The organism is Streptomyces sp. NPDC012835, assembly GCF_042900885.1.
In the GTDB taxonomy this organism is placed as follows: Bacteria; Actinomycetota; Actinomycetes; order Streptomycetales; family Streptomycetaceae; genus Streptomyces.
Genome location: NZ_JBIBBW010000005.1, coordinates 248,899 through 273,103, shown reverse-complemented (window position 1 = coordinate 273,103; position 24,205 = coordinate 248,899). Strand labels below are relative to the sequence as shown.

Annotated in this window: 23 protein-coding genes and 1 tRNA gene; 3 read left to right on the top strand and 21 right to left on the bottom strand. The window is 70.0% G+C overall.

Going from position 1 to position 24,205, the window contains the following annotated elements:
- Nucleotides 1-61: 61 nt before the first annotated feature.
- The 19 genes from mobF to ACFY6S_RS22525 all read right to left on the bottom strand — a co-directional run bounded on the left by mobF (nucleotide 62) and on the right by ACFY6S_RS22525 (nucleotide 19,629).
- Nucleotides 62-4,492, bottom strand: a complete 4,431-nt coding sequence (gene mobF, locus ACFY6S_RS22615; RefSeq protein WP_388824861.1) for a MobF family relaxase — start codon at nucleotides 4,490-4,492, stop codon at nucleotides 62-64.
- Nucleotides 4,493-5,164: 672 nt separating this feature from the next.
- Nucleotides 5,165-5,341, bottom strand: a complete 177-nt coding sequence (locus ACFY6S_RS22610) for a hypothetical protein (protein ID WP_388824341.1) — start codon at nucleotides 5,339-5,341, stop codon at nucleotides 5,165-5,167.
- 4 nt (nucleotides 5,342-5,345) lie between these two features.
- Nucleotides 5,346-5,999, bottom strand: coding sequence for a hypothetical protein (locus ACFY6S_RS22605; RefSeq protein ID WP_388824338.1), 654 nt, complete (start codon nucleotides 5,997-5,999; stop codon nucleotides 5,346-5,348).
- A 44-nt stretch (nucleotides 6,000-6,043) separates the two neighbouring features.
- Complete coding sequence (locus ACFY6S_RS22600) at nucleotides 6,044-6,322, bottom strand: DUF6211 family protein (protein WP_260818577.1); 279 nt, start codon at nucleotides 6,320-6,322, stop codon at nucleotides 6,044-6,046.
- Between the two features lie 200 nt (nucleotides 6,323-6,522).
- Entirely contained in the window at nucleotides 6,523-7,131 is a 609-nt protein-coding gene (locus tag ACFY6S_RS22595; RefSeq protein WP_388824335.1) for a DUF6349 family protein, read from the bottom strand.
- Nucleotides 7,128-7,526 (bottom strand): DUF6181 family protein, encoded by a 399-nt coding sequence (locus ACFY6S_RS22590; RefSeq protein ID WP_388824332.1) that lies wholly within the window; start codon nucleotides 7,524-7,526, stop codon nucleotides 7,128-7,130. The genes ACFY6S_RS22595 and ACFY6S_RS22590 overlap by 4 nt, the downstream gene beginning before the upstream one ends.
- 44 nt (nucleotides 7,527-7,570) lie before the next feature.
- On the bottom strand, nucleotides 7,571-7,969 hold the full coding sequence (locus ACFY6S_RS22585) for a DUF6197 family protein (protein WP_388824329.1): 399 nt from the start codon (nucleotides 7,967-7,969) through the stop codon (nucleotides 7,571-7,573).
- A gap of 61 nt (nucleotides 7,970-8,030) precedes the next feature.
- Complete coding sequence (locus tag ACFY6S_RS22580) at nucleotides 8,031-8,681, bottom strand: hypothetical protein (RefSeq protein WP_388824326.1); 651 nt, start codon at nucleotides 8,679-8,681, stop codon at nucleotides 8,031-8,033.
- Nucleotides 8,682-8,753: 72 nt separating this feature from the next.
- Nucleotides 8,754-10,154 (bottom strand): DUF3560 domain-containing protein, encoded by a 1,401-nt coding sequence (locus ACFY6S_RS22575; protein WP_388824323.1) that lies wholly within the window; start codon nucleotides 10,152-10,154, stop codon nucleotides 8,754-8,756.
- 331 nt (nucleotides 10,155-10,485) lie between these two features.
- Nucleotides 10,486-10,908 carry a DUF6409 family protein gene (locus tag ACFY6S_RS22570; RefSeq protein ID WP_388824320.1) on the bottom strand — a complete coding sequence of 141 codons (423 nt, stop codon included), beginning with the start codon at nucleotides 10,906-10,908 and terminating at the stop codon, nucleotides 10,486-10,488.
- Between the two features lie 126 nt (nucleotides 10,909-11,034).
- Nucleotides 11,035-11,394 (bottom strand): hypothetical protein, encoded by a 360-nt coding sequence (locus ACFY6S_RS22565; protein WP_388824317.1) that lies wholly within the window; start codon nucleotides 11,392-11,394, stop codon nucleotides 11,035-11,037.
- A 60-nt stretch (nucleotides 11,395-11,454) separates the two neighbouring features.
- Nucleotides 11,455-12,087 carry a hypothetical protein gene (locus ACFY6S_RS22560; protein WP_388824314.1) on the bottom strand — a complete coding sequence of 211 codons (633 nt, stop codon included), beginning with the start codon at nucleotides 12,085-12,087 and terminating at the stop codon, nucleotides 11,455-11,457.
- A 787-nt stretch (nucleotides 12,088-12,874) separates the two neighbouring features.
- A complete protein-coding gene (locus tag ACFY6S_RS22555) occupies nucleotides 12,875-13,999 on the bottom strand; it encodes a hypothetical protein (protein ID WP_388824311.1) in 1,125 nt (374 codons plus the stop codon).
- Between the two features lie 375 nt (nucleotides 14,000-14,374).
- Entirely contained in the window at nucleotides 14,375-15,592 is a 1,218-nt protein-coding gene (locus ACFY6S_RS22550; protein ID WP_388824308.1) for a hypothetical protein, read from the bottom strand.
- Nucleotides 15,593-15,727: 135 nt separating this feature from the next.
- Nucleotides 15,728-16,150: a hypothetical protein gene (locus tag ACFY6S_RS22545; RefSeq protein WP_388824305.1), complete on the bottom strand. Its 423-nt coding sequence runs from the start codon at nucleotides 16,148-16,150 to the stop codon at nucleotides 15,728-15,730.
- 66 nt (nucleotides 16,151-16,216) lie between these two features.
- Nucleotides 16,217-17,992: a ParB N-terminal domain-containing protein gene (locus ACFY6S_RS22540; RefSeq protein ID WP_388824302.1), complete on the bottom strand. Its 1,776-nt coding sequence runs from the start codon at nucleotides 17,990-17,992 to the stop codon at nucleotides 16,217-16,219.
- 94 nt (nucleotides 17,993-18,086) lie between these two features.
- Nucleotides 18,087-18,551, bottom strand: a complete 465-nt coding sequence (locus ACFY6S_RS22535) for a DUF6197 family protein (protein WP_388824299.1) — start codon at nucleotides 18,549-18,551, stop codon at nucleotides 18,087-18,089.
- Between the two features lie 29 nt (nucleotides 18,552-18,580).
- A complete protein-coding gene (locus tag ACFY6S_RS22530) occupies nucleotides 18,581-18,823 on the bottom strand; it encodes a hypothetical protein (RefSeq protein WP_388824296.1) in 243 nt (80 codons plus the stop codon).
- Between the two features lie 68 nt (nucleotides 18,824-18,891).
- Entirely contained in the window at nucleotides 18,892-19,629 is a 738-nt protein-coding gene (locus ACFY6S_RS22525) for a DUF2786 domain-containing protein (RefSeq protein ID WP_388824293.1), read from the bottom strand.
- Between the two features lie 505 nt (nucleotides 19,630-20,134).
- Here ACFY6S_RS22525 and ACFY6S_RS22520 point away from each other — a divergent pair.
- Together ACFY6S_RS22520 and ACFY6S_RS22515 are read left to right on the top strand one after the other, a co-directional pair.
- Nucleotides 20,135-20,584 (top strand): hypothetical protein, encoded by a 450-nt coding sequence (locus ACFY6S_RS22520; protein WP_388824290.1) that lies wholly within the window; start codon nucleotides 20,135-20,137, stop codon nucleotides 20,582-20,584.
- 124 nt (nucleotides 20,585-20,708) lie between these two features.
- Nucleotides 20,709-21,209: a hypothetical protein gene (locus ACFY6S_RS22515; RefSeq protein WP_388824287.1), complete on the top strand. Its 501-nt coding sequence runs from the start codon at nucleotides 20,709-20,711 to the stop codon at nucleotides 21,207-21,209.
- Nucleotides 21,210-21,331: 122 nt separating this feature from the next.
- On the opposite strand, the gene ACFY6S_RS22510 is transcribed toward ACFY6S_RS22515, so the two are convergent.
- On the bottom strand, nucleotides 21,332-23,197 hold the full coding sequence (locus ACFY6S_RS22510; RefSeq protein ID WP_388824284.1) for a tyrosine-type recombinase/integrase: 1,866 nt from the start codon (nucleotides 23,195-23,197) through the stop codon (nucleotides 21,332-21,334).
- Nucleotides 23,198-23,301: 104 nt separating this feature from the next.
- Nucleotides 23,302-23,374 (bottom strand) — tRNA-Ala (locus tag ACFY6S_RS22505).
- A 184-nt stretch (nucleotides 23,375-23,558) separates the two neighbouring features.
- Here ACFY6S_RS22505 and ACFY6S_RS22500 point away from each other — a divergent pair.
- The gene (locus tag ACFY6S_RS22500; RefSeq protein ID WP_388824281.1) at nucleotides 23,559-24,107 is read left to right on the top strand and encodes a helix-turn-helix domain-containing protein; all 549 of its coding nucleotides are present in this window, start codon (nucleotides 23,559-23,561) and stop codon (nucleotides 24,105-24,107) included.
- Nucleotides 24,108-24,205: the final 98 nt, after the last annotated feature.

The following is a 24,205-nucleotide window of genomic DNA, read 5'->3' as shown; positions in this document are numbered from 1 at the left end:
GTGGTGTTATGCCGTGCGCTGCCGAGCCACCGTATCGTCGCCCGTCCCAAAGCCTGGGCTTCTACATCTGCGGCGGGTCCGGGGCAGCCTCTGGTGATCGATGAGGCTGCTCGAATTCCGCTGTAGTGGTGTTGGCGTACGAGGACTCTGGCTTCGAGGCGAACGGCGCCGAAGTCTCTTCGACATCGGCGTGCTGCCGACCCTGTTGAGTCCGCCACGACATCTCCTCGTAAAGCCCGGTTTCCCGGAACTCGGCGCCCCGAGCGGTGCTCCGCATCTTGGCTGCCTCCGCCTGGAGGTGCCTGGCGCTTTGCTTGTCCTCCTCCTGAGCACGTCGCCGGAGAGCGGCCTTTTCTGGCTGCGGCATATCCGCTTGGATGAGGACGGCCTCGTATTCATCTACAGGCCCCGCCGCCTCGGCCACTTCGCGGAGCCGCTTGCTCCACTGCTCCAGTTCGCTACCGGCCTCGTTGTACATGCGAAGAAGTGCTTCACGGTCGGATTCGACCGTGCCCCGGGCGTCCCCGCGCAAGACTGGACGCCCGAAACGGCCGGTGGCGGTCAGCTGCTGTTCGAGTCCTTCGAGCCGTTCCTTTAGATCGCCCAGACCCGCGGTCCGTTCGGCGATCAGGCCGTTCAGCACTCGGACTTCGCGGATCGCTTCAGCGCACTTGGCAACGTCCTGATGTCGACGGTTGACGGCGAGCAGGTTCGGGCCGGTTCCCGCTGCGGCCTGCTGCCCGGCGCGGTAGGCCGCTGCCTCTGCTGCCTCGGCCGCCGTCCTGGTGGCGCGGGCTGCCGAGGCAGCCTTGCGAATCGCTTCACGCAGGGCCGTGTTGCTGAGGTGCGCGTACGGGCGGTCTGCGGTCGGTGCGGCGCCCGGGGTAGGCCCTGCGGGACGTTGCGGGACGCTGGGGGTGCTTCGGTCCTCGGGCTGCGGTGTGTCGTCGTGGCCGTCCTCCTCGTACGGGTTGCCGGTTCCAGCAGCGTGAGGGGCTGCCGGTAGGGCGGCCACGGCCTCGCGGACGTGAGCAAGCACGGAGTTGTTCGGGAGTTCGGTGAGGATCATGCGCTCCTCGGTGCCGCTCTCGATCTCGCGGATGAGGCCCGCGACAGCGCGGTCAAGCCGCTCCTGCTCGGTGAGCGCGTCGCCACAACGTGCACGGTCGGCGTCGGTTTCGTAGACGGTCAGCGGCAGGAAGAGGTGGGACTCCTTCTTGTCGCGGCTCATCATTGTGTAGAGCGCGTTCGCCTGCGCGCCGGGGCCGTAGACCAGGGCCTCTTGGACGCTGAGGCCCTGGGACTTGTGGCCGGTGATCGCGTATCCGAGGCTGAGTCCGCCCTGTGCGATGTAGTCGGCATCGACCCATTCGGCAACGTCACGATGGCCGTCGGCATTCTTCTCGCGCCACTCGACCAGCACCCGGCGTTCCTCGTCCACGGCTCGCACGATTCCGCGGAGGCCGTTCAGCACGTCTTCGTTCCGGCCTTGGCTCCGCTTGCTCCGGTAGTCGTTGACCCGAAGAAGGACCTGGTCGCCGACGGACAGCATCAACTCGCCGCCGCCGGGCAATGCGAAGGCGTGCTCGGGGCCGGTGAGATCGCCGTTCGCCTTCCGCAGTGCGCGGGCTCCGACGTTCAGTTCTTCCACAATCTCGTTGGTGGCGGCGAGCATGAGCAGCTGCTGTACGGCGGTGTGGTCGTCCGTGTGTGTTGTGCGCTTGTCGGCCCAGATGGTGAGCATCGCGGCGAGGGTGGCGTCCTTGTCCGCGAGGGCGTGTACGCGGCCGGCGCCTGCGAAGGTCCGGAGCGCTTCCACGCGGTTGTCGTCGCGCCACAGTTCTAGGGCCCGGCGCTCGATCGCGTCCTTCTGCCGGAAGTTCTCGTTGAGGCTGAGTCCGCCCACGATGTGGTACACGGCGGCGAAGGAACCGCCGATACCGGGCGAGTGCAACTGCTTCGGGTCACCGATGCCGACGACCTTCGTGCCGGTCATCGCGGCGTGGGTGAGGAGTTCGGCGAGGTCGCGGTCATCGCACATGGCGGCTTCGTCCACGACTAGCACGTCAACGCCGGCGAGGCCGGGCCCGCCGGTGCGGATGCCCGTGAGCCAGGACGCGAGGGTGCGGGACTCGATGCCCGCCTCGGCCTTGAGGTTCGCGGCGGCGACGGCGGCCGTGCTCGCTCCGGCGATGACGAGTCCATGAGCCTCCCACGCCTGCCGGGCCGCGTCCATGATCGTGGTCTTGCCCGCTCCGGCGACGCCCACCACGGCGTCTATCCCGTGTCCGGCGGTCAGCAACCGTTCGAGTACGGCGCGCTGTTCATCGGAGAACTTAAAGGTGGCGCCGTGCTGAGCTTCGACGGTGGACAGGGTCATGTGGACCGTGTCGGGGCTGACGACTGCGGCCTGCGTGTCAAGACGGCTCGTGGCCTCGGAGACGATAAGCGTTTCCGCGGCCACGATGTCCGCCGTCGTGTAGCGGTCGGCGTGCGTGAAGTGCTGGGCGCCCTTCGGGTTCAGCTTGACCGCGTACCCGGCGTGACGGAGGACGGAGGTGGTGAGCTGTTCGGCCTCCTCGGCGTCCGCGACTCCGTACGGGAGGGCATCCAGGACTGCGGCGATGGCGGCGGCGTGGGTGAAGTCCTTGGAATGGCTGGTCAGGCCGGTCTTCGGATGGAAAATCTGGGCGCACAGCTTGTCCAGGCCGGGGTTCTGCTTCGCGTTGTCCTGCTCCATCGCACTGGTCGCGATGGTGTCGGGGTCGTCACCGGCAGCACGCCCCTCGGCCTGCCAGTAGGCGCGAAGAACGTCGTCCCCGACTCCGGCGGCCTCGCCGTTCTTCGCGGCCTTGGACACGGTGGAGGCGGCGGTGCGCTCGCGGGTCGTGGCGCTGTCGTAGTCGATGCCCAGCTTCGTCAGCAGGTCCCGGACCTGGCTGTCGCGCTTGCTGAACAGGCGGATCGTCGCCTCGGGAATCGCTGCGATCTCCCATGCGCCGGTGCGCTCCTCGCGGCGGAAGCTGATGCCGAACTTGTCGGTCAGCTCCCGGCGGATACGGGCGTTCATGAGGGACTGAGTCGCGCGGGTGTGCCGGTGAAGGTCGCGACCTCCGCTGGCCATGGTGGACCACTTGCCGTCTGTGCCCTTGACCATGTTGGCGAGGGTGAAGTGCAGGTGGAAGTGGGGGTCGCCGTACGGGGCGTCGTCCACGGGTCGAGCGGCGCGGTGCACCATCATCCAGCCGGAGAACCCGCTCGTCTCCACGGTCTCCGCTTCGTCGCCGCCGCCGTGGTGGCCACGCATGGCATACGCGGTCCACCGTTCCAGGGCGGCGATGGACTCTCGGCCGGCGAAGGTGTAGATGTCCTCGACCTGGGCAGCGATCTCCTCCGGGGCGTAGGCGAGGAACGCGGACTTCGACTTCGCGAGGTCCAAGGTGACGTCGGCACCGAAGTTGCCGACCTGTACTCGGCCTTCGAGGAGAGCGGCCCTGATTTCCTCGGCGTCCCACACGTCCTCGGGCGCAAGTCCTGCCGCCTTGGCCATGGCGACGGCTTCGCGCACGTCCATCGGCAGATCCCGAAGACGGCGTTCGCCTTCGCCTTCGGTCTGGGCGTATCGGCGCTTCGTGGACGCGGTGTTGAACAGGTCGCCGGGCTGTTGTCCGGTCTCGACTGCGCGGGCTTCGACGGCGCGCAGGAGTGCACGGGCGTCCAGGTGGCCGACCGCCTCGGCGGCCACGGCCTTCTCCAGTGTGCCTTCGCCGTACAGGTCTACGGCGTGGATGCCGACGGCGTCGGCTAGCTTCAGCAGCGTGGAAGCCGGGACGCGGTGTGATTCCCCGAACCGCTTGAGCTGGCTTTCCATCCTTCGGAAGGCATCCTGCTTGCGCTTGGAGTCCAGCAGGGAGACGGGGTTCACGCTGCGTTCGGCGGCGGCGCGGCGGATGGCGCGGACCAGCGGGGCGGCGGGGAGCTTGGCGGCCGGCGCGATAGCGAGCTTGGGTTCTACGAGTGTCTGCCCGGTCCGAGGGTCCTCGCCGTGCATGAGGCGTCGGGCAGCCTGGAAGTGCTCGGGGGCAAGGATGCTGCCGGGGGTGATGTCGAACTCGGTGAGACCGTTTCCGATCCAGACCAGAGGGCGTTCGCTGGCATCAAGGTGATAGTCCACCTGTCCGTCGGCGGCTGCTTGAGGAAGGGCCTGGTCGCCGTAGATGTCGCGGGCATCGAGTCCGGCGGCGGCAGCAACTTCGACGGCGTCGAACCCGGTGAACCGCGCGGTGCCCTTGCTGCGTATGAGCCCGCGGGCTCGGAAGAAGGCGCGCTTGGCCTCGCGAGAGCTGAGCAAGGAGGCGACGGGGGCACCGGTAGCTTCGGCTTTGGCCTCGATGGCGGCGACGAGGGGGGCCACGTCGACCGCCACGGACTTCCCGCAGCCGTGGCCGCCGGTAAGGCGGTACTCAACCTGCTCGTCGGAGGGGCCGATCATGGTCACCCACCCCATCGGCCTGCTCACCCCCCGCTCTCATTCGGTCAAATTCGGTCGCCTTGGCTGATTGTATCGTCACGAAGTGACGATACCTTGGTCCTCTCAAATCAAGATCATGATCAACGAGGGGGAGCCTCGGGCACTCGGAGCGGCCTGGTAGCTCCTGCGGATCAGGCTCCTGGAGCCTGATGTCCTGTTGGACTGTTACCTCCGTGCGGGTGCGCGGGCCGAGGTGCCGTAGGCGCTGAGGCGGTATGACGATCGGACGTCGATGCGGTACCTACGCGCGGCTGGCTCGTTGGCCTGCGTATGGAGCACTCCCAGAGCCCGGTGGCTCCTCGCAGGTTCGCCGAGTTGTCGGGTCCGTACTGGATGACCGGGGACTCCCCGGCATACAGGCTCGGCGCCGACGGCGGGTTCGAGCCGGGACGCGGGACCGTGGCCGTACCTCCGGCCGTTCGGCCGGAGGGGGGAGCGGAGTCCGGGCCGGCCGTGGACTCGTAGCTTCTGGTTCGTCGTCCTGCCGCTGGGTCGAGTGGTCTTGGTTGGGCCCTGCTCTGCCCGCCGGTGCCTGGCGACACGACGAAGGTCCCCACTCCAGGCCGGAGCGGGGACCTTCGTAAAGCGTCCCCCGCCAGAATTCAGGCGGGGGACGAGTAGGCGCGACGGTGTTCAGGCGTTGAGCGGCCAGTCCCCGAAGGGCACCGGCGTGCGCCGGGTGGCTTCCCGTCGGGCTTCGTCGGTGCCGCACGTCGTGCAGATGAGGACTTCCCGGTCGGTGGTCAGCCGGGAGCGTGCGGGTCGTTCACCGAGCGGGCCACCGCAGCGCGGACAGCGGGTGTCGGGCACGGGGTCACTCCTCGGGGTGATCTCGGGCGGACTTGAGGATGAGGTTCCAGGTCGGCCGGGAGTAGGTCTTCTCCGTCTGGCCCTGGAGCTGGGGGATCAGGTCAGCGTTCTTCGCGCCGGGGTTCGCCGCGATGGCCTGCCGGGCGAGGGTCAGCCGCTCGTCTCCCTGGTAGGGGTAGGCCAGGCCCTTGCGGCCCGCGGTGCGCCCGCCGGCGTGCCCGCGGCCCTTGCGTTCCGCGAGGTACTGCCACAGCCTCCACCGCTTCCACTTCGGCCGCCGCCTGGTCGGAAGCTCGTCCCAGTCGTCGGGCGCGGGCCACCCCTCGGGCGGGTTTTTGACGTAGTGGGAGACGGTGGTGGAGTCGGCGAACCCGCAGACCTTCGCGGCTTCGGCGGGGCCCACCATCTCTTCGGGGTCGCCGTCGAGCTTCGGCGGATTGGTAGTGGCGGCGGCGGCACGCTTCCGCTGAAGCTCGTGGTGCCACTTCGCCCATGCGTCGCCGTCCCAGTGCATGACGCCGTCGATGGTGTCCGCGACGGGCGGGTGCCCGTTGTTCTCCCGATCGGTCCAGAGGTTCTGAAGGGTCGGTTCGCTGACGCCGTGGACCTTGCGCAGGTCTGCGCGCGAGTAGAGCGTGCGGCCGGTCTTCGGGGACACGGTCGCCTCCTGTTCTTGGTCGGGGTGGTGGCCGCTCGGCGCGGTCACTGGATGTCGTCCGGGTCCGGGGCCGGCGTCCACGTACGGCTGCCCGCCGGTTCGAGCCGGGTGAGGGTGGCGATGTCGGCCACGGGGACGGCGGCGGCCCAGTCGGCGCGGCCCGGGTGGTCAACGGGGAGGTTGAGGACGAGGTGCCGGCCGGTCGGGGGGAAGTCCTCGACGATGACGAAGGTGTCGTTCGGATCGGCGCCGATGCTGTTACCCCTGGTGAGCTGGGCGATGTCGCCGGGCTGGGGACTGTCGGGGTGTCGGTCGCATAGCATGGTGGGGTTCTTTCTGGTGAGAGAACACTGACGGCCAGCGCCTTGTTGCCCTTGTGCGCTGGCCGTCGTCTGTTGTCTGGGGTGCGTCGTGCCCGTGGGGCACGCGGCCGGTCGGAGGTTGCCCGCTCCGCCGTCAGCGGAGTAATTAAACCACCTTTGGATTGGGTCGGGTGGGGCCCTGATCCGGACGACGGCGGTCATCAGAAGAGGGCCCCCTGATCTGCGGAGCGTTGGCCCCGGTCGACGGGTGACCGGGGGACGTGGAGTTCGTAGCGGGGGCGTCCCGCGTGCGGAGGGGCGTGGGCTTCGCGGCGGTACCGGCTCCACGCCACTACGGGGGCGCCTTGGTCGATCCAGCCGGCCGGGTAGCGGGCGGTGAGCTGGGCCCAGCGGCTCCGGCTCCGCGGCACTGCCCATCGGTCCTCGACGGTGGTGATCGGCGGCAGCGTCCTCCAGCCGGGGAACGCATGGTCGTGTGCCTGCTCCACCGCCTCGTTGTCACCGTCACCGAACCCGTCCCCGCAGTGCACGGGGCCCTCCCAGGGGCACGCGAGACACCCGCCGCGGAACTCCTGCGTTTCCCTCCGGCGGCCGGTCGGCCGGCTCCGGGAGAGCAGGGTCGGGGCGTGGTGCGCGGGCGGGTCCAGTTCGTGGCCGAGATCGCTATACGCGCCGCCGGGGTGTCCGGGCTGGATGTGCCACGCCTGGGCCGCGTATTCGGGTCGGTGGCGTGTCCGTGCGTTGCGCACGCGCCAGTAGTACGTCTGCCGTGCTCGTGCTCCGGCCGGCTCGGCGACGGTGGCGGTCACGATGGCCTGCTTCCGGTGGCGAGGACTTCGCGGAGCGGGTCCGCGAGCGCAGCTTGTTCGTCGGGGGCATCGAGGAACCGGGGCCCGTACGCACGGCGTACGGCACGGCGGGCGTCCTGGTGGCGGTCGAGCTCCGGGTAGTACGGCGAGCGATCGAGCACGTCATAGCCGTGCTGGGTGAGCACGTTGGCGATGAGCGATCGGACATGTACGGGGTCGAGGGTGGAGAGGTCGGTTTCTCCGGGGGCCGCGAGGAGTACGCGGATCAGCTCGGTCGCGCTGAGCCGGGGGTGAAGGGGAACGCTGAGCCGGTGGACGCCGTCCCGGCTGGGTGTGGCGGCTCCTCGGCGGCTGGGCGGCCTGGTGGTGCTGCGGTCTTCTGTCGTCTCGTCCATCGTGCTGGCCTTCGGTGACTCGGGATGTTGGCGGGCGGTGAGGGTCAGAACAGGGCGTGCTCGGCGCGAGCGGCGGCGGTACGGCCGTGCTCGGCGCTCCACCTGTCGATGACCTCGCGGTGCATGGCCTTGGCGTCGGCGGGCTCGTCGGCGTCGACGGGGTGACCGGCGAGGGTTTCCGAGAGGAGGGCGAACGCTTCGTCGCGTGCGCGGTCGATGCGGTCCCAGTCGTACGTCCGTCCGGCGGCTCCTCGCCCGTGGCCGGCGGCGACTTCGAGTGCGCCGCGCGGCCAGCACGGCAGTGTGGCGGTGCGGCCGGGACCGTCGAAGAGGCGCGGGCCCTGGTGGATGCCGACGTGTTCGATGTGGCGGGCGGCCCATTCCAGGATGGCGGCGGGGGTGTCGGCGATGACGATGCTCTCGGGGGTGTGGTGGGTCGGCACGGTGCTGTCCTTCGGGAAGGGCGGGGGGGCGGCGCGTGGCCGCCGCCCCCCGGTTGGGTTGCTAGTGGTAGGCGGGGATCAGTTGGCGGACCTTGTCCTCTCCGATGCATCCGCCCTTGTGGCGGCGCGCGCTCGGCGGCGCCCCGTTCCTTCCGCGCAGGTGGCTCCAGAACTTCGGGCCTTCCCAGCCGCACAATTCGCAGGTGAGGTACCAGTGGTTATCGCTCCCGGGGAAGCCGGTGAGGATGGCCCGCCAGTAGTGGGCAGCGAGTCCCGTGAACGCGATCTCGGCGCCTTCGGTGTTGCGGTCGTTGACCGGCATCCGCGGGTGCAGGAGGGGCACGGGTCCGCACAACGGCGTGGGGGCCTCGGCGAGGACCTGTTCCAGGGGCACGGCGCCGATCCGTCCGGCGGCGTACTCCTCGGCGAGATGGGCGGCGGCCATGTCGGTGCCGGGGGTGCCCTTGGGCGGGCGGCGGAGGTTGTGTTCGCCTGCGGTGGTGAGGACGAGCCAGTCTCGGTGCCACCGGTAGGCGCGGCCGATGACCTGGTCTTCGCCGACGATCACGGGGTATCGGCACTGGATGTCGGGGGTGCCGACCCGGTACGTCGGGACGGTGCTGCTGCCCCCGGTCGTGGGAACGGTGAGCCTGCCCGCTTCGGTGCCGGGGACGGTGATGGTCGCGGGTCGTTCGAGGAGTTGCGTGGTCATGGTGGTGCCTTTGTCTGGTGAGAGAGGGGCCCGCCCCGGCGCGCTCGGCCGCCGGGGCGGGTGGGGGCGTCGTTACACGGCTTCGGAGGCCGGGGCCTGCGGCGCGGCGGTCCACTCGCGGCGCGGGGTGATGCCCAACTCGTTGAGGACGGGGGCGTGGCTGCCGTTGTCCTCGATCCATTCCCAGTCGGCGCCCTCGGTGCCGGGCTGGTCGGTCCAGGTGAGCATGTACGAGCGGCCGGAGGTGCGGGGGTCGCCGCACACTGCCTGTGCTTCACGGCGGGTCATCGCCCACAGGGCACGCCGCTTGCGGGAGCGGCTGGATCCCTTCGAGGCGATCAGCACCAGAGCCATGCCGTCCGGCCAGTTCGCCCACGCGGCCGGGGTCGCTGCGGCGGTCGGCTTCCCGACGGGCACCTGTTGCTCGACCGCCGGGGACTGCTCGGCCGGTTCCTGCGCTTCGGTGGCCGGGGCCTGGGGCGGCTGCTGCATCTCGTCGGCGCTCTTACGCCCGGACACGCCGTCGTAGGGGGCGGTCCATGTCCAGTCGTCGTACTGGTTGCCGGTGGCGCGGACGATGCGCTTGCCGATGCTGTTGTGGATGTGCGGGATGGTCACGGACTTCGGGTTGACCCGCAGGACCTCGTACCAGGTTCCGCGGTAGAGAACGAAGTCCCCGCGCTTGAAGTCGGCGCGCGACCACACCTTGAAGCCTTCGGCTTCGGCGTCCTTGATGACCTTCTCCCAGTGGGCGATCTCCTCGGTCAGCTCCTCGTGCTCGATCTCCAGCTCCGGGTCTGCCGGGTTCCGGGAGGACCCCTTGGCGGACTGGCCGCGCTGCCACTTCTCGACCGCGCGGAGGTCGGCCCGCAGCGTGTCGAGACGGCGGAGCGTGCGGCCGGGGTCCTTCTTGAACTGCTGGTAGTTCGCGGCGGCCTGCGCCCGGCCGCTCCAGTGGGCGGCGCGGTCGTGCTCGCTGATGCTCTTGCGCATCGCGTCGTCCATGCGCGCGTGGTCGCGGCGGGCGCGGCCCTCGGAGTGGTGCCCGACGAGGATCGGCTGACCGAAGGCGAACCGCTCGGATATGTCGTGGCTCTTCCGGTGCGCGGCCTCGGAGGACTGGGCGGCGCTGGCGGCGTACCCGCCGAATCGTTCCGCCCTGTGCTCGGCCTTCTCTTCGCGTTCCTCCTCGGCCTCGTTGAAGCTCCGGCGGTCGGCGTTGTCGACGGTCAGCGTGACCTCGAACCCCTTCTCCCGGAGTCGCTGTGCGAGCAGTTCGAGTGAGGGGGTGTAGGTGGCGTGGTCGCGGCTGTGCGGGAGGTACCAGCAGTCAAGGTTCCTGCTCCAGCGGAAGGGCTGGCGCTGGGTGCGACCGTACTCACGGAGTCGCAGGATCTCGGCCGATCCGTCGCCCCGGCTGGTCCCCTCGATCAGGGTTCCCTCTCGGCGGGTGTGGGTGATCTCGATAGTCACTGAACTGGTCTTTTCTGGTGAGAGTTTGTGGTCCGGCCGCAGGGCGGACCGTGCGTTGGCAGCGGCGCTGCACCACCGGCGCGGGCCGTGAGGGACGATCGGCTCGCGGGTCGTCGCGCCTGCGCGACGACAGAGGCAGTCGCGCCCCCGCGGGGCGCGTCCGCTGCGGTCCGGTGCCCGTCGTCGGTCGGCGGAGCCGCCTGCGGCGGAGTCGGCCGGCGGCGGTGAACGCACCGGACCTGTCCTGCCGCCCCGAAGGGGTGTCCGCTGGGGGTGCTGGGGGCCTGCCGGTCCGGAGGGTTGCCCTCCCCCGGACCGGCGGGCCTGGTTGTCAGCTGCGGTGGAGCGTGTGGCGGGCGGCCGGGTCGGCGTCGGCAAGGCCGGTCCGCTCGCGCCATGCCTGGCGGACGGCGGTGCGGAGCGCGTCCCCGTCGTCGTAGGCGAACCGGCCCCGGCGCAGACCGCACACGATGTCGCGGAAGACATCCGGGTTCATCGTGGTGAGCGTGTCGTCCAGCGGGGTCAGCTCGTGCGGGAACATCGCCTGGACGCTGTCGCCGGGCTCCGGGGCACCGAGGGTGAAGTACCAGACCACGGACATGGTGGCCTCGTCCGCGAACTCCGGCCCGCCGAACGGGCCGACGACGACGGCCGGGCGGGTGTCCTGCTGGTGGCCCCGGAACCAGGGTCCGGCGATCACGAGCGTCGCGGTGGGGAAGTCGCGGACGGTGGACTTCTGGTCGGTGGTGAGCATGTCGTGTCCTTCTGGTGAGAGGTTCCGCCGGGGCCGGTCGGCCCCGGCGGGGGTGTCGGTCGGGGGGCTGCCCTCCCCCTCCCGACACCACTAATTAAACCATGTTCTAGGGTGATCGACAACCCTCTAAATCCAGTGCAACCCTGCTTCGTTGCTCACGGCGCGGTATGCGGCTATGACCTCGTCTTCTATTCGCGTCCAGCGTTCGAGAATATCGGGGGCGGTTTTCTTGTCGCTGGCCGCGCGCGTGGCCCTGCGCCATTCAATGGCGATTTTGAGCGTGCGGAGTTGGGACCGGGTGAGTTCCCAACGGCCGAAATCCGGCAATTCGTTGCCGTAGGCCATCCCAACGGCGTTGTTGATGTGCTCCGTACCGGACCACACATTGTGTGCGGACTGGAGCGCAAGGGCGCGCTTCAGGGTGCACCGAAGGTGCGGAGCCTGCACGATCCATTGCGGCTCGATGACGAATATGTCGGCGCTCATCCTGGGCCTTTCTCGGGAGGGCGGCGCGCTGGGTCGCGCGCCGCCATAACGCACGGGGAGTTAGAGGGCGTATCCGTCGACGTATTCGCCGCGCTCCCCCTCGGGGGTCTGGACGTGGGGAAGGAATCGGCTCACCGCGAATACGACGGCGTCGGCGATGATTCGGGGTGCGTCGTTGAGTACGAGACTCACGGTGTCGCCGTCGAGTCCGATACGGACTTCGCCCGGTTCAAGATTCATGTAGACATGGGCGGTTGTGCCGTCGATTCGGGTTCGCGCTCCGGGGAGTCGGGCGGAGAGTTCGCGGGCGGCTTCCTCGACGTCCCGGCGCATTGCGGCCTGCGCGCGGTTGTGATCCTTCACGCGCTCGTGAACGTCACGGTGCACGGGGATGAGATCGGCGGCGATCTGGGCCGCGATGTCCGCCGGGTCCTCGGTCATGGCGACTCGGACCGTGTCGCGCTCGCCCCTGCGGAATCCGTAGTCGGTGGCGGGGAATGCGCCCCTGATGTGCAGGTGTCCGGGGTCATCGAACCGCTCGGAGAGGTGGAGCTGTCGGCCGTCCAGGTGCGTGAACGTGGCGGCGTGGTCCAGCTCCTGGAGGCCGTGGCGCGCGGGCTGCGGTCGCCAGTTCCCGCCGAGTTCGAGGGCGATCGGGTGGGACAGCTCTGTGACGGTGAGGGGCGTATTCATCGTCCGCCTCCTGGTGAGAGTGGGTGTCGGCGGCCGGTCGGCCCGCCGTTCGCCGGTCGGGGGTTGCCCTCCCCTTCCGACATCACTAATTAAACCACGTTCTAGAGGATGAGGCAACCCGGACAAGGGCCCTGACCTGCCCTTTCCTTTCCATCATGGACCCGCACCCGCCCGGCCGGGCCGCGCCCACCACGGGCCTGGGCGGGGTTCCCTCCTCGGTCGGACAGCTCCGCCGTATCAGGGTTCCGGGCGCGGTGTCCTGGCTCGCGTAGCGACCGCGTAGCGGCTTGGCCTGGACGCCGCGTCCGGGTTCCTGGTACGCCCCTTGGGGTATCCGGCCGAGGAGGGAACCCCGCCTTCACCACCCACACCACGACGGCGCAGCACCTGACCGACCAGCCCCCCACCCCCTCCGAGGAGGACCCGCCGGAGGCAGCCTGTCCATCCCCGCCGGCACCCGACGAACCCGCGGGCATCGACTCCGGGCGGATCAGGAGGTAGTTCGCCCTGGCCGTCCACCATGCAGAGCAGCCCAGCCCGCGGACCGCTGACCTTGCCAGTGGGAGTGGAACACCACGGTCGCCGACAGGTGAATGAGCCTTCTGCGGAGCGCGGTGGACGGGTGCACGGCGAGCTGCCGGTAGGTGGCGTGCCAGTCGTCTCGGGCGCGGTCGAGATCAGGAGGAGTCGTCCGTTGCATGACCCTAATTCCATCATGTGTTCGATTTTGGGGCCACGTCGATCTTGCTAAGTGTCCGGGAGGTCGAGCAGCATGCGACCGGATCGGTCACCACGCCCACCGTCGCCACAAGGCGGGCTGCACGGCGGTGTGCCGGTGCAGGGGCAGGATGAGCCGGACGGGCGGGCTCGTGACGGAGTTCACGGCGGGGCTCGGCGTAAGCGCGCCGGGGCAGTGGCCGCCCTCGTCCTCCCATCGGTCGACGGCGTCGCGCTCGGCGCGGGCCCGCTGTTCGGTGAGCGTGACTGGCTTTCGGTACAGGTTCCGGGCGCTGGAGTCGAGCGGCGGGAGCGCGCGGGCTGCTGCCTTCTGGTCGTCACGGCGCTTGTGGCGCCGCCGTACCCGGGCGAACCGTGCCTTGTAGGCGGCCTGTTCGCTGTCGTGGAGTCCGGCGGGGTGGAGCCGGGCCAGTTCAAGGGCGACCTGCCCCATCGGGCTGGGCGTCAGTACGCGGGTGCCGTCGTCCTGGCGGACGGCGACGAGGAACCGCGCGGCGAACGGGGCCTCGGTCCGGTCGCGGCTGATCCGCCGGCCACCGCTCCACACACCGCGCCGGGCTGCTTGCCGGGCCCTCCCGTCCCGCCAGTACAGCCGCCCGGACTCGGCGGCCTCCAGCACGCGGACGTGCCCCGCCGTCCAGCCGAGTTCGACAACGTGTCCTTCGGCGAGATACCGGTTCCTCACCGCCTGGTCCCGGTTGTCCGAGTCCATGCCGGTGGCCGCGCGTTCCTCGGCCTCCTGCTCGGCCTCTTCCCGGCGACGTTCGGTCTCCCGCTCGGCGTACTCGGCCGCCGTCAGCTTCCGTTCCAGCTCGGTCCGCAGGTCCTCGGCCGTCGTCTCGGCTCCGGCGGCGGACTGCGCTCGAACAGCGTGGTCGACGGCCGTACGGGCGCAGTACGAGGGGGCACTGCTCGGCATGGTGGGGTCGTCGGCGTACTGCTCGGCGCGGTCGGCCCACCTCTCGGCTTCGACGGCTTCCTTGTGGGCCGCGTGCATGGCCGCCTCCAGCCTGGCGGCGGCTCCGGATCGGCTGCGGCACATGGCGGTCATGGCGTCGTCGGCTGCGGTGACGGCGAGGATCGCGGCCTGCCGGGCGACCTGGATGCAGGTCTGCGGAGACGCTTCTCCGGGGTGGGCGACCTCATGTTGGACGACGGGTGCGTTCGCGGGCATGGGGGTGTTCCTCGGGATCGGTGGTGCGGTCGGCGGCGTGCCGTACCGGTGTCGGGGAGGTGCCGCCCGTCATCGTGCGGAGCGCGATGGACAGTGCCGTCGTGCCCGAAGGGCACGCCCTTGGGCCCGGCGTCCGGACGGGACGGGAGGGCCGCCCGCGGCCCGGACGTTCCGGCCGGCTGCGAGCCGGGCCGGGCTGAGCCGTCCCGCAGGGACGCCCTTTGTACGGGGCCCGGTGTTCGGGGCCGGCCGCCGACGCGGGCGGTTCCGGACGGCGGTGGGCGCTGCGTGGGGTGGGCGGCTCGATGCCGCCCACCCCACGGCCCGGCGGCCGGGGTCCGGCCGGGCGGTGGCTCCCGCCCGGCCGGGCTCCTGCTACGCGGCGACCGGTTCGCGGGCGGCGACCCGGCACCGGGTGAGCACGGTCTGTGCGGTCTCGCCGTAGATGCTGTGGTCCTTGACCGTGCCGGTCAGCTCGACCTCGTCGCCCTGGTCGGGGACCGTCCCGGCGCTGCTGAACCAGACGAACACGTTGCCGCTCGGGTCCTGGAACTTCACCAACCTACGGCGCTGGGTGTGGTAGCCGTACGTCCGGCCCTCCAGCTCGATCACAGTGGTGACGGTGGCGGGGGTGGTGATCCGCTCGCCCACCGTGCCCTGCGGCTTGCTGTTCTGGGCGGCCCGCTCGGCGGCTTCCTTCTCCTGGTCGCGGTACCAACCCGCGATGGCGGACACGAGCGTCGGGAGGTGGCGCGGATCGACGGTCTCACCCTTGGCGAGCTGCCCCACCTTGTGGCGGTAGTCGGAGAGGCTGCCGTATCCCTGGACGGCCCATGCCCGGACGGCGGCGGCGGTGGTCGGCGCGTCGGGGTCGGCGTCGATGGCGTCCTTCCACTCCTGCGGGGCCTTGCGGTCGAAGAAGTACCCTTCGACGCCGTCGGCGGTCGGAGACGCGTCCTTCCACTGCTCGGACCGGCTGTAGAACCGGCCCTCCTCCTTGACGATGGCGGCGGTGACCCGCAGGACCTCGATCACCGGGACGCGGAGGTCGGCCGGGATGCCGCCCCCCTCGCCGTCCCAATCGGAGTCCTTCAGCGTGCCGAACCGCCACAGGGCCTCAAGTCCCTTGATCGGCAGACCGGTGTACGGCTCGACGCACGTCGTGCCCAACTGCCGCATCTCGCCGTTCTCGTGGCGGGCAAGGTAGGTGGCGGTGCGGTGTCGGGCGACGGCGCACCCGTGGCAGAAGTTCTCGATGGCGCGGTACTGGCGCGCGGCCTCGGCGTCCTGCTCGGGCAGGCCGGGGAACAGGCTGGTGATTGTCTCGCCCTCCTCGTCGTGGTCCAGGCAGGCGATGACGGTCCAGCCGTGGTGACGGGGGATGTCGCCGGAGATCGTCACGGTGACGGTGGGGCGCTTGCCGATCACGCGACCGTCAAGGTCCCGGTAGTCGGCAAGGAACGGCTCGGAGATGTCGAGCGCGTACGCGCTGAGGTGGTGGACAGCGGCGCGGGCGTTGGTGGCCTCGACAAGCTGACGGACGCGGGACTGAGCGGTCGCGGGGATGGAAAACCGCATGGCTGCGCTGGTCATCGTGGGTACTCCTGCTGGTGAGAGAGGAATCGCGGGCCCGGCCGGGCGGGTTGCCCTCCGCGTACGGCCGGTCTCGGGCCGACTGGCGGCCCGTCGTGTCGGAGGAGGGTTGCCCTCCCCCTCCCACACCATTAATTAAACCATGTTTTGGGGTGTGGGGCAAGCATCCCGGCCGGGGATGTCCAGTGCGGCGCGGTCACGCAGGAACGCGGCGAACAGGGCGGCGGTGTAGCTGTCGGCGGTGCCGTACGTGCGGCGGCAGTCCAGTGCGCCGATGCGCTCGCCCCGGTGGTGGACGGGGAACGCTGCGCCGGGGGCGGGGATGGCGAGCGCGTACAGTCCGCGCGGGGTGTCCACGCGCAGGACGACGGCGGCGGCCTGGTGGTCGTAGGCGGCGGACCAGCGGCGGGGCCCGATGCCGAACTCTGCGAGTCCGCCCGCGATGGCGCGGGCCTGCATGATGTCGGCGGTGGTGCCGGGGTCGGGCTCGGCGGGGGTGGGGACGCATCCGCAACCGTGGTCGTCGGGGTGGGTCTCGAACAGAGCTGTACGGGTCACTGTGGGGCTCCTGGGGTGGCCGGGGGCGGGAGGGTTCCCGCCCCCGGCGTCGGGCGGCTGAGGTGGTCAGGCGGCGGCTTCGTCGTCGCTGGCCGGGTCGTCGGCTTCCTCGGCGTCCGGCTCGCCCTCCTCCTCGTCGTCGGTGCCGGGCTCCTGCTCGGTCTCCGGCTCACTGCCCGGCGTGATCGCGCGGGGCTTCTTCTTCGACGGGTCGTACGGCTCGTCGTCCACGACCGACTGCTCAATGGGCGTGAGCGGGTACCCGAGAGCCGCGAGCACCTGGAACCACCGGCCGGTGGGCGTCCGCGTCCACGGGGCGCGCTGGCTGTCCGTCCTCCACGCGGACCGGTTCGCGCACTTCTCCCGTACGGCGGCGATGGCGGCGAACTGGAGCTGCGGGGCCCTGCGGGGGTCCTTGGCCACGTGCCCGGCGAAGCTGCCCCGGTCCTTGGCCTGCTCGTTGCTCAGCCCCAAGAATGCGGCCAGGATCTCCGTCGTCGGCTCCTTGGCCAGATCGTCAAGGCCCCAACTGGCGTTCAGCAGAGCGTTGTTGACGTGCCCGATCAGGGTGTTGGTCGTGGCCTTCGGGAGGTTGCGCCGCTTGATCAGGTCGGTGATCCACTTCCGGCGCAGGGCCTCGGCCGCGTCCCAGTCGATGTTCCCCTTCTTGACGGCGGCGCGGGCGGCGCGCTCGGCCTCCACCTCGGCGGCGGTCTTCGTGCCGCCGCCGCTGCCGCTGCCGCCCTCGGGGACCGTGTGCCCGTACAGGCCGGGGGCGGAGCAGTAGGGCTCATACCGGTCTGCCCGCCGCTCATCGAACACCCACACCAGACCCTTGCACTCGGCGTGCTCCTCGGCGCTGATGCCGCGCAGCCGCCACACGGGCATGGCGCGCTCGGACAGCTCCTCGGCGTCCCTGATCTTCTGCCCCGCCGCCTCCAGCTCCGCGCGGTGGGCCTCGGCCTTGGTCCGCTTGTCGCGCTTGGTCCGCTCGACCGCGATAGCCCAGTCAACGTCTCCCTCGTCGGCGTCGTCGTCGGCGGCGGCCTCGGTGATCGCGGCGAGCGCTTCGGCGTCGTCCGCGAACTCCGACAGCGCGGCCAGGTGCTCGAACGTCCACTCGTAGCTGCTCGCCCCGCTGACGGCGGCCGACAGCTTCTCGTCGGACCGGACCTTGACCAGCGTCCGCACGTCCTTCTGCCGCACGCCTGCGGCCTTGGCGATCCGGCCCACCTGCGCGCCCGCCTCGGCCGCGCTGAACATGGCCTGGTTCACCTCGGTCTTCGTGAGGCTCTTGCGGTGCTGAGCGGTCGTGATCATGTCGAGGAACTGTCCGGCCGCGTCGCGGTCGTCGTCCTCCCACTCGTACGGCAGGTGGGTAAGACCCGCGTCCGTCGCGGCGTGGTAGCGGCGGTTTCCGTCGTTGACCTGGAGGACTCCGCCGTAGAGTCGCTGGATCTTGACGGGGATGCGGCACCCCTCGGTACGGAGCGAATCCACGAACGGCGCGTTCAGGTCCAGGTCTTCGCGGGCGTTCTTCGGGTGCGGGGTGAGCGCGTCGAGCCGGATGACGGGGCGCGGGGTGACCGGCACGGTCTCCAGTCCGGCGGCGACGGCGGCGGCCAGCCGCTGGAACCCGTCGATGACCTGCGGCACGTCGCCGTTGGTGCGCACGACGTACAGCGGCTCCACGACGCCGTTGCCCTTCACGTCGGCCAGCAGATCGGCCGGGGCCTTGATGTCGCGGACGTTGCCGGGGTGCGCGGCCAGCTCGGCGACGGTGAGCGTCGGCCACGGGGCAGGGGCGGTCTGGACGCCGGCCTGGGTCTTGGTGTTCGTCATCGGTCCTTCTTCTTCCTGGTGAGAGTTGGTCGGGCCGTTCGGCCCGGCGGGGGTGTCGGTCGGGGGGTTGCCCTCCCCCTTCCGGCACCATTAATTAAACCATGTTCCTGGGGGTGGGGCAACCCGAGATGACGTGATCGCCGTCACTCGGGTGCAGTGCTGCGGCGGCGCGGATCATCGCGGCGGCCTCGGCGGTGGTCCGCTCGGGCTCGTCCCCCCAGCACCACAGGAGAGTGCGCCGGTAGGCGTCCTCCGTGAGCTTCAGCTTCCGCCACCGGACGCCGGACACGGGGCGGCCGTGGGCGTGGTTGCTGAGCACCACAAGGGAGTCGGACAGGGCGCGTTGGAAGATGTCCCACGGTTCGCCGCGTACGGACCAGCGGGGCCGGACGGAGCGCACGCCGCGTTCCCATGCGTGCAGCACCGCGCACGGGGCACTGTCGCCCATCCGGCCGGGCTGCCAGAGGTGGTCACCCTGATAGAGCCCGACCCGTTCGATGTGGTCGGCGGCGGCGGCGAGGATGCGGGCGGGGGTGGCGTGCGGCTTCCGGGGCGGCATCGTGTCCTCCTGAGGGTGGTCGGTGGTGGTCAACTGGCGGCGCGCTGCGCGGCCTTGGCGGCGATGGCGCACGGGACGCAGTGACACGGGGTCTGCCACTGCCAACCGGCCGCGCTGATGATCGAGTAGGCAAGGGCGGCGGCTTCGCTGATCCGGCCGGTGCCGGGCTCCTTCGGCGTCGCGGCGGCCCACGCGTAGGGGAAGCTGTAGGTCTGGAAGTAGTGGCGGCCGTTCTCATCGGTCTTGTGGAATCGGGCCCATTCCATGTACATGCGCGGCTCCTCGTCGCGTCGAGCGGGGGCCGGGGCGGCGGGCCGCCGCCCCGGCCGGGACGGGCGGATCAGGCTGCAATCGCTCCGGCGGTCTGGGCACCGATGCGGCGGCTGCCCCCGATGTCGGCGCGGTTGCCTGCGGCGGCTCCGTCGCCGTACCCGCTGCCGCTGTACGAGCCGCGCGTGTGCCGGACGTGCGGGTGCTCCTCGTGGAAGAGGGCATCCACCATCGCGTCGCGGTCGGCCAGCACGAGTTCACCGCTGCGGCCGGCGGCCGAGGTCTCCTCGCTGGCGGCGGCGCGGGCGGCCTGCTCGATCGCCTTCAGCCGTTCCATGACGCGCTCGATGAATCCGATGGTCCACGAGTTGCGCCACGCTCGCGCACTGCGGACGCCGTACGGGACGACCTGCGCGCTGAGCCCGCCGAGCATCTGGATCAGGAGGGAGGCGTACAGGACTTCGGCGCGCTGAATGTCGGACTCATGGCCGACGATGTGAACGCGGCGCACCTTGCCACGCACGCCCATGTGCACGGCCTTGCACCCGACGCTCTGAGCAATAAAGCAGATCAGCCGGACACGGGACATGGCCCACGGGTTGGGGAGGTCGACGTACTTCGCGGTGACCGCGTCCCGCGACGGCTGCCCGTCGCTCAGCATGGCCTCTTCGACGCCGTACTTCGCCATCATCTCGAACGCCCGCCTCCGGGCCAACTCCGCCTCCGACTCCGGCGTACGGGGGTCCTCCGCCGTGGCGAGCAGAGCGCGGATGGTGTCGAGCTTTCCGGGGGCCTTCGTGGTGCTCACGTTCGTTCTCCTGGTGAGAGAGGTTGTCGGCGGCCGGTCGGCCCGCCGCGTGCCGGTCGGGGGTTGCCCTCCCCTTCCGACACCACTAATTAAACCATGTTATTGGGTTGAGGGCAACCCCTACCCACACCAAACCCGCAGGTCAAAACGCTCCTCCACACACCACACACCCGCTTCCATCCCGTACGCCGTCGACCCACACGCACGTGGAGCGGACGCGGTGCCGGGCGTCCAGGTGGAGCGCGCCACTGCACGAACGACCTGGACGCCCGGTGCCGTGTCTGCTCGCCTTGGCTGGGTCGACGGTGTACGGGATGGAAGCACCCGCACCATCACGAACCCGCACCCGGCCACGAAGCCCCCACCGCCCCGGTGCCGGCCGATCCCCCGCCGGAGGCACTGATCACTGACCTGACCCCAACGAACCCGTGGTTCGAGATGTCCGCGGACCTGTGCCTACGGTGCGCGCGACGAGCACTGATTTCGAACAGGACTGGGGGCACGGGTGAGCACCAATTCGGCAGGGCCGGTGAGCGCGTCGGAGCTGCGGCGGCGGGTTCGCGCTGCTGAAGCGCTGAAGGCGAAGACGCGGGAGATGGCCGCCGCGAACGCGCTGACCGCGCGGGAGGTCGCGGTGAAGGCGGCCAGGGCGAAGGAGCAGGCCGACGTCACCGCGCGGGAGGCCGCTGCTGTCGTCCTGCGGCTGTTCGACAACGACGCCGAGTTGGTCTCGGAACTGCTGGGCGTCCCGGCGGAGGAGCTGGAACGCGAGGCGAAGCCTGTTACCGCCGCTCGGGCAAAGGAAGTCATCGAGGAGCTACGAGCCCGCGCCGAGCGGCCCCGCTCCACCCGCGCCCGCAAGCCACGACCGGATGCGGCCGGCGCGGCTTCCCCGACCTCGGACGCCCCGGCCCCGGCCGACACGACGGACGACGGCCGGGCTGATGCCGCCTGAGCACGACTCCGGGCCCGGCCTCTTCCCGCTCTCAGCGGTGAACGGAGCCGGGCCCGTTCACGTTGACGAGCAACTTTCGCTCATAGGCGAGCCAACGCCCATCCGCATACCGGCCGTTGAGTGGATGGGCTGGCTGGCCGACGAGTCCGTACAAGCTCGGTACTGGGCGAAGGTCTACCGGACCCCGTCAACCGAGGACTGCTGGTTCTTCCTCGGCGGGATCTCCAGCACCGGTCACGCCAGCTTCAGAGCCGCGTCACGGCCGGGCAGGACCCGCACGGGCACGGTGCCAGGGCATCTGTACGGATACCAGCTCGCGCACGGCGTCATCCCCCGACTCGGCTGGGGAACGGACAGCCCAACCGTCTGCCACACCTGCGACAACCATTCCTGTCAGCAGCCGACGCACCTGCGCCTCGGCACGGCGGCAGAGAACCGAGCCGAATGGCTGGCTCGCCGCCGCGACCCGAGCAGTCCACTCGCTGACGTCCGCGGCCCGGCCGGAAGATCCCGCGCCATCGGCGCCGCCATCCAGGCCGGCCGGAAGGGCGGGGAGTCCGCAGCAGCGATCGAAGCACGCATCCGGGCGGCGATTGCGGCAGGCCGCCCGCTCAGCCTCTGGTGACGACGAGCCGCACGGTTCCCCGCTGCGAAGCACGCACGCCTTCGGCCCGCTCCCATCAGGAAGCGGGCCGAAGTTACGTGGCGAAGGACACGCCTAGTTGGGTGGCTGACGGACCTACGGCATCACGCCTCGGTGCTCGTGAGGTCGGCTTCAGGATGCTTGGCGCACACTTCCAGAGCCTCCATCCGGGCTTGCTCGAAGGCTCGGGAGACGGCCGACTTGTTGATGCCCCGCACGTGCGCCTCCGTGTTGCCTTGCGGACGAAACTCAGCCCGAAATTCAGCGGCCCGCGTGGTGAAACCGTCGTGCTCGAACTCCCACGTCCACCGGCTACTCACCGGAAGTGGCTCGTACGTCAGGGTGCCGTCGGACTCGTATGAGGCCATCGCGTAGTGCACAAACTGCCGCTCGGGCATACGGGACCAAACTGAACCGCCGCCGGTCCACCGCTCGCGCCGCTCTGGGCCGAGGGCCCCGCGGCGGGCGATCTTCTCCTCTGGCCAGCCGTCTGTCCGCATGGCCGCCATCTCTTCTTCATGGTCGTCGTTCCACTGGTCAGTGACATCCTGCGCGTGCTCGCGGTCCGCGAACGGCACCTCCCTGCCGCCTAGCGTGACGACGAAAACAGGGTCGTTCTGGTGCTCCGCATCGTCCTGCGGCATTTCGCTGGCGTCCTTCCAGGTCTGCTGGGCCAGGCCGGAGAGCTGGCGGGGCACTTGGGGGAGTCCGTCCGTAGCTGCGGCCAGACCGGAGTGCTCCAGGAAGCCGGGAAGCGGAGCGGTTGGGTCCATGGCCCATTCGACGGCGGCCACAACCTCGTCGTCCAGCGCGTCCAGCAGATGCCCGTACGTGTCCACCGTCGTGGTGATGGACTCATGGCCCAAGCGGCGTTGGATGGCGGGTAGCGGCACCTTCGCCGCGATCAGCCACGACGCATGCGAGTGCCGGATGTCATGGATTCTCGGCCGCTTGATCAGGCCGTACTTCTCGGCGGCCAGTTCGATCGCGGGCAACCAGCGCAGGCGACGGAAGGTGCCCGGGTCCCATTTATTGCCCTCCGGCCCGGTGAAGAGAAGGTCGTTCCGCTTCAAGCCCTGGGCCCGGCGCCGCAGCATCTGGTCCAGCTTGTGCGTGATCACGACCGTCCGGCGCGACTTCCGAGTCTTCGGAGCACCGAGCACAGACTTCCCGTCCTCGTCCTTCTTCCACGCCCTCTGCACCCGGACAGCGGGGCGGCCGTTGCGCCGCCGGAGGTCGCGCGGCTGGAGTGCGGTCACCTCGCCCCATCGGAAGCCGGTCTCCGCGATGGTCTCGCCAAGGTCCTTGGCGTCGTCGGGAAGGCATTCGTAGATCCACGCCCACTCATCGCGTTCGAGGAAGACGATCTCTTCCTCATCCTCGGTGGAGTCGAGCCGGGGCAGACGGGTCTTAGCGCAGGGATTGGAAGCACGCAGTGACGTTTCTGCATCGACGGCGGATTGCATGATCGCGCTGAGGAGGCCGTGGACGTTGTGGACGGTCTTCGGCTTGTACGCGGTTCGGGGCTTCCGATTTGGGGGATCAAGCGGAGCGAGGCGGCCGGCCTCCAGGTCGTTGACCCAGTCCTGGACCATGGAGCGGAGGATGCTCCCCTCGCCGTCCTCCACGCAGTACGGCCCGAACCAGGGGACCATGTTGTCCAGAACTTGCTTCTTGTACTTCGCGCGCGTATCGCCCTGGATGCCGGTGAGGCGACCTACGTAGGCGAGGGCGAAGGACTCGAACATCGTCTCCGCGCGGCGTCGGTCGGCAACGAACCCCTGCCCGCGAATCCACCCGGGGGGCCAGTTCTGACCATGCCCGTTGACCAGATCTTTGAAGCGCTTGGCATCCTCCTCCTCGTCGAAGACCTCCGAGTCCTGCTTCCCCCCGGCGGTCCCACCGGCTCGCCACATGACGGTGTAATAAACCGATCCGTCGCTTCTGACCCTGTCTTTCACGTACGCCATGCCGAGCACCGTAAAACAGGTCGATGCTGACGCGGTGCTGACGTTATAAACACGGAGAGCCCACCTGGCCTACGTTTCCGCAGGTCAGGTGGGCTCTCGGATTGTGGAGCCTAGGGGAGTCGAACCCCTGACATCTGCCATGCAAAGACAGCGCTCTACCAACTGAGCTAAGGCCCCGCGACGAGTGGATACGCCGACCGGCGAAGGCCGGCTCTCCTCTCACGCGGGACCAGGGTACCTGGTGCGGGCGGGTATCCCGCAAAAGGATTGGGGCTCCCCGTGTGCGACCACTCTCCGTAAGATGCCCCACGAGGTTCGCAGCAGCGAAGCTGCCGCATGGGGAAGCTATGGGGAGACGTGTATGGACGCCGCACAGCAGGAATCGACCGCCAGAGCCAGAGAGCTTCAGCGCAGCTGGTACGGGGAGCCGCTGGGGGCGCTTTTCCGCCGCCTCATCGATGACCTGGGGCTGAACCAGGCCCGGCTGGCCTCGGTGCTCGGGTTGTCCGCGCCGATGCTCTCGCAGCTGATGAGCGGTCAGCGCGCGAAGATCGGCAATCCCGCGGTCGTCCAGCGCGTCCAGGCGCTCCAGGACCTCGCCGGGCAGGTCGCCGACGGCAGTGTCAGCGCGGGGGAGGCCACGGAGCGGATGGAGGAGGTCAAGAAGTCGCAGGGCGGCTCCGTCCTCACCGCCACCAGCCAGACGACGCACAGCACGGGCGCCCCGACCGTGCGCCGGGTGGTCCGCGAGATCCAGTCGCTCCTGCGGTCGGTCGCGGCGGCCGGCGACATCATAGACGCGGCGGACGCCCTCGCGCCGACCCAGCCGGAACTGGCAGAGTTCCTCCGGGTGTACGGCGCCGGGCGTACCGCCGAAGCGGTCGCGCACTACGAAGCACATCAGAGCTGAGACACCACGCGGCCGACGGCCCGCGGGCAGCGTGGCGGCCCGGCGCGCGGCGGGCCGGCGGGTGACACGACGGGCACGACGGGGACGACGGGGAGCGA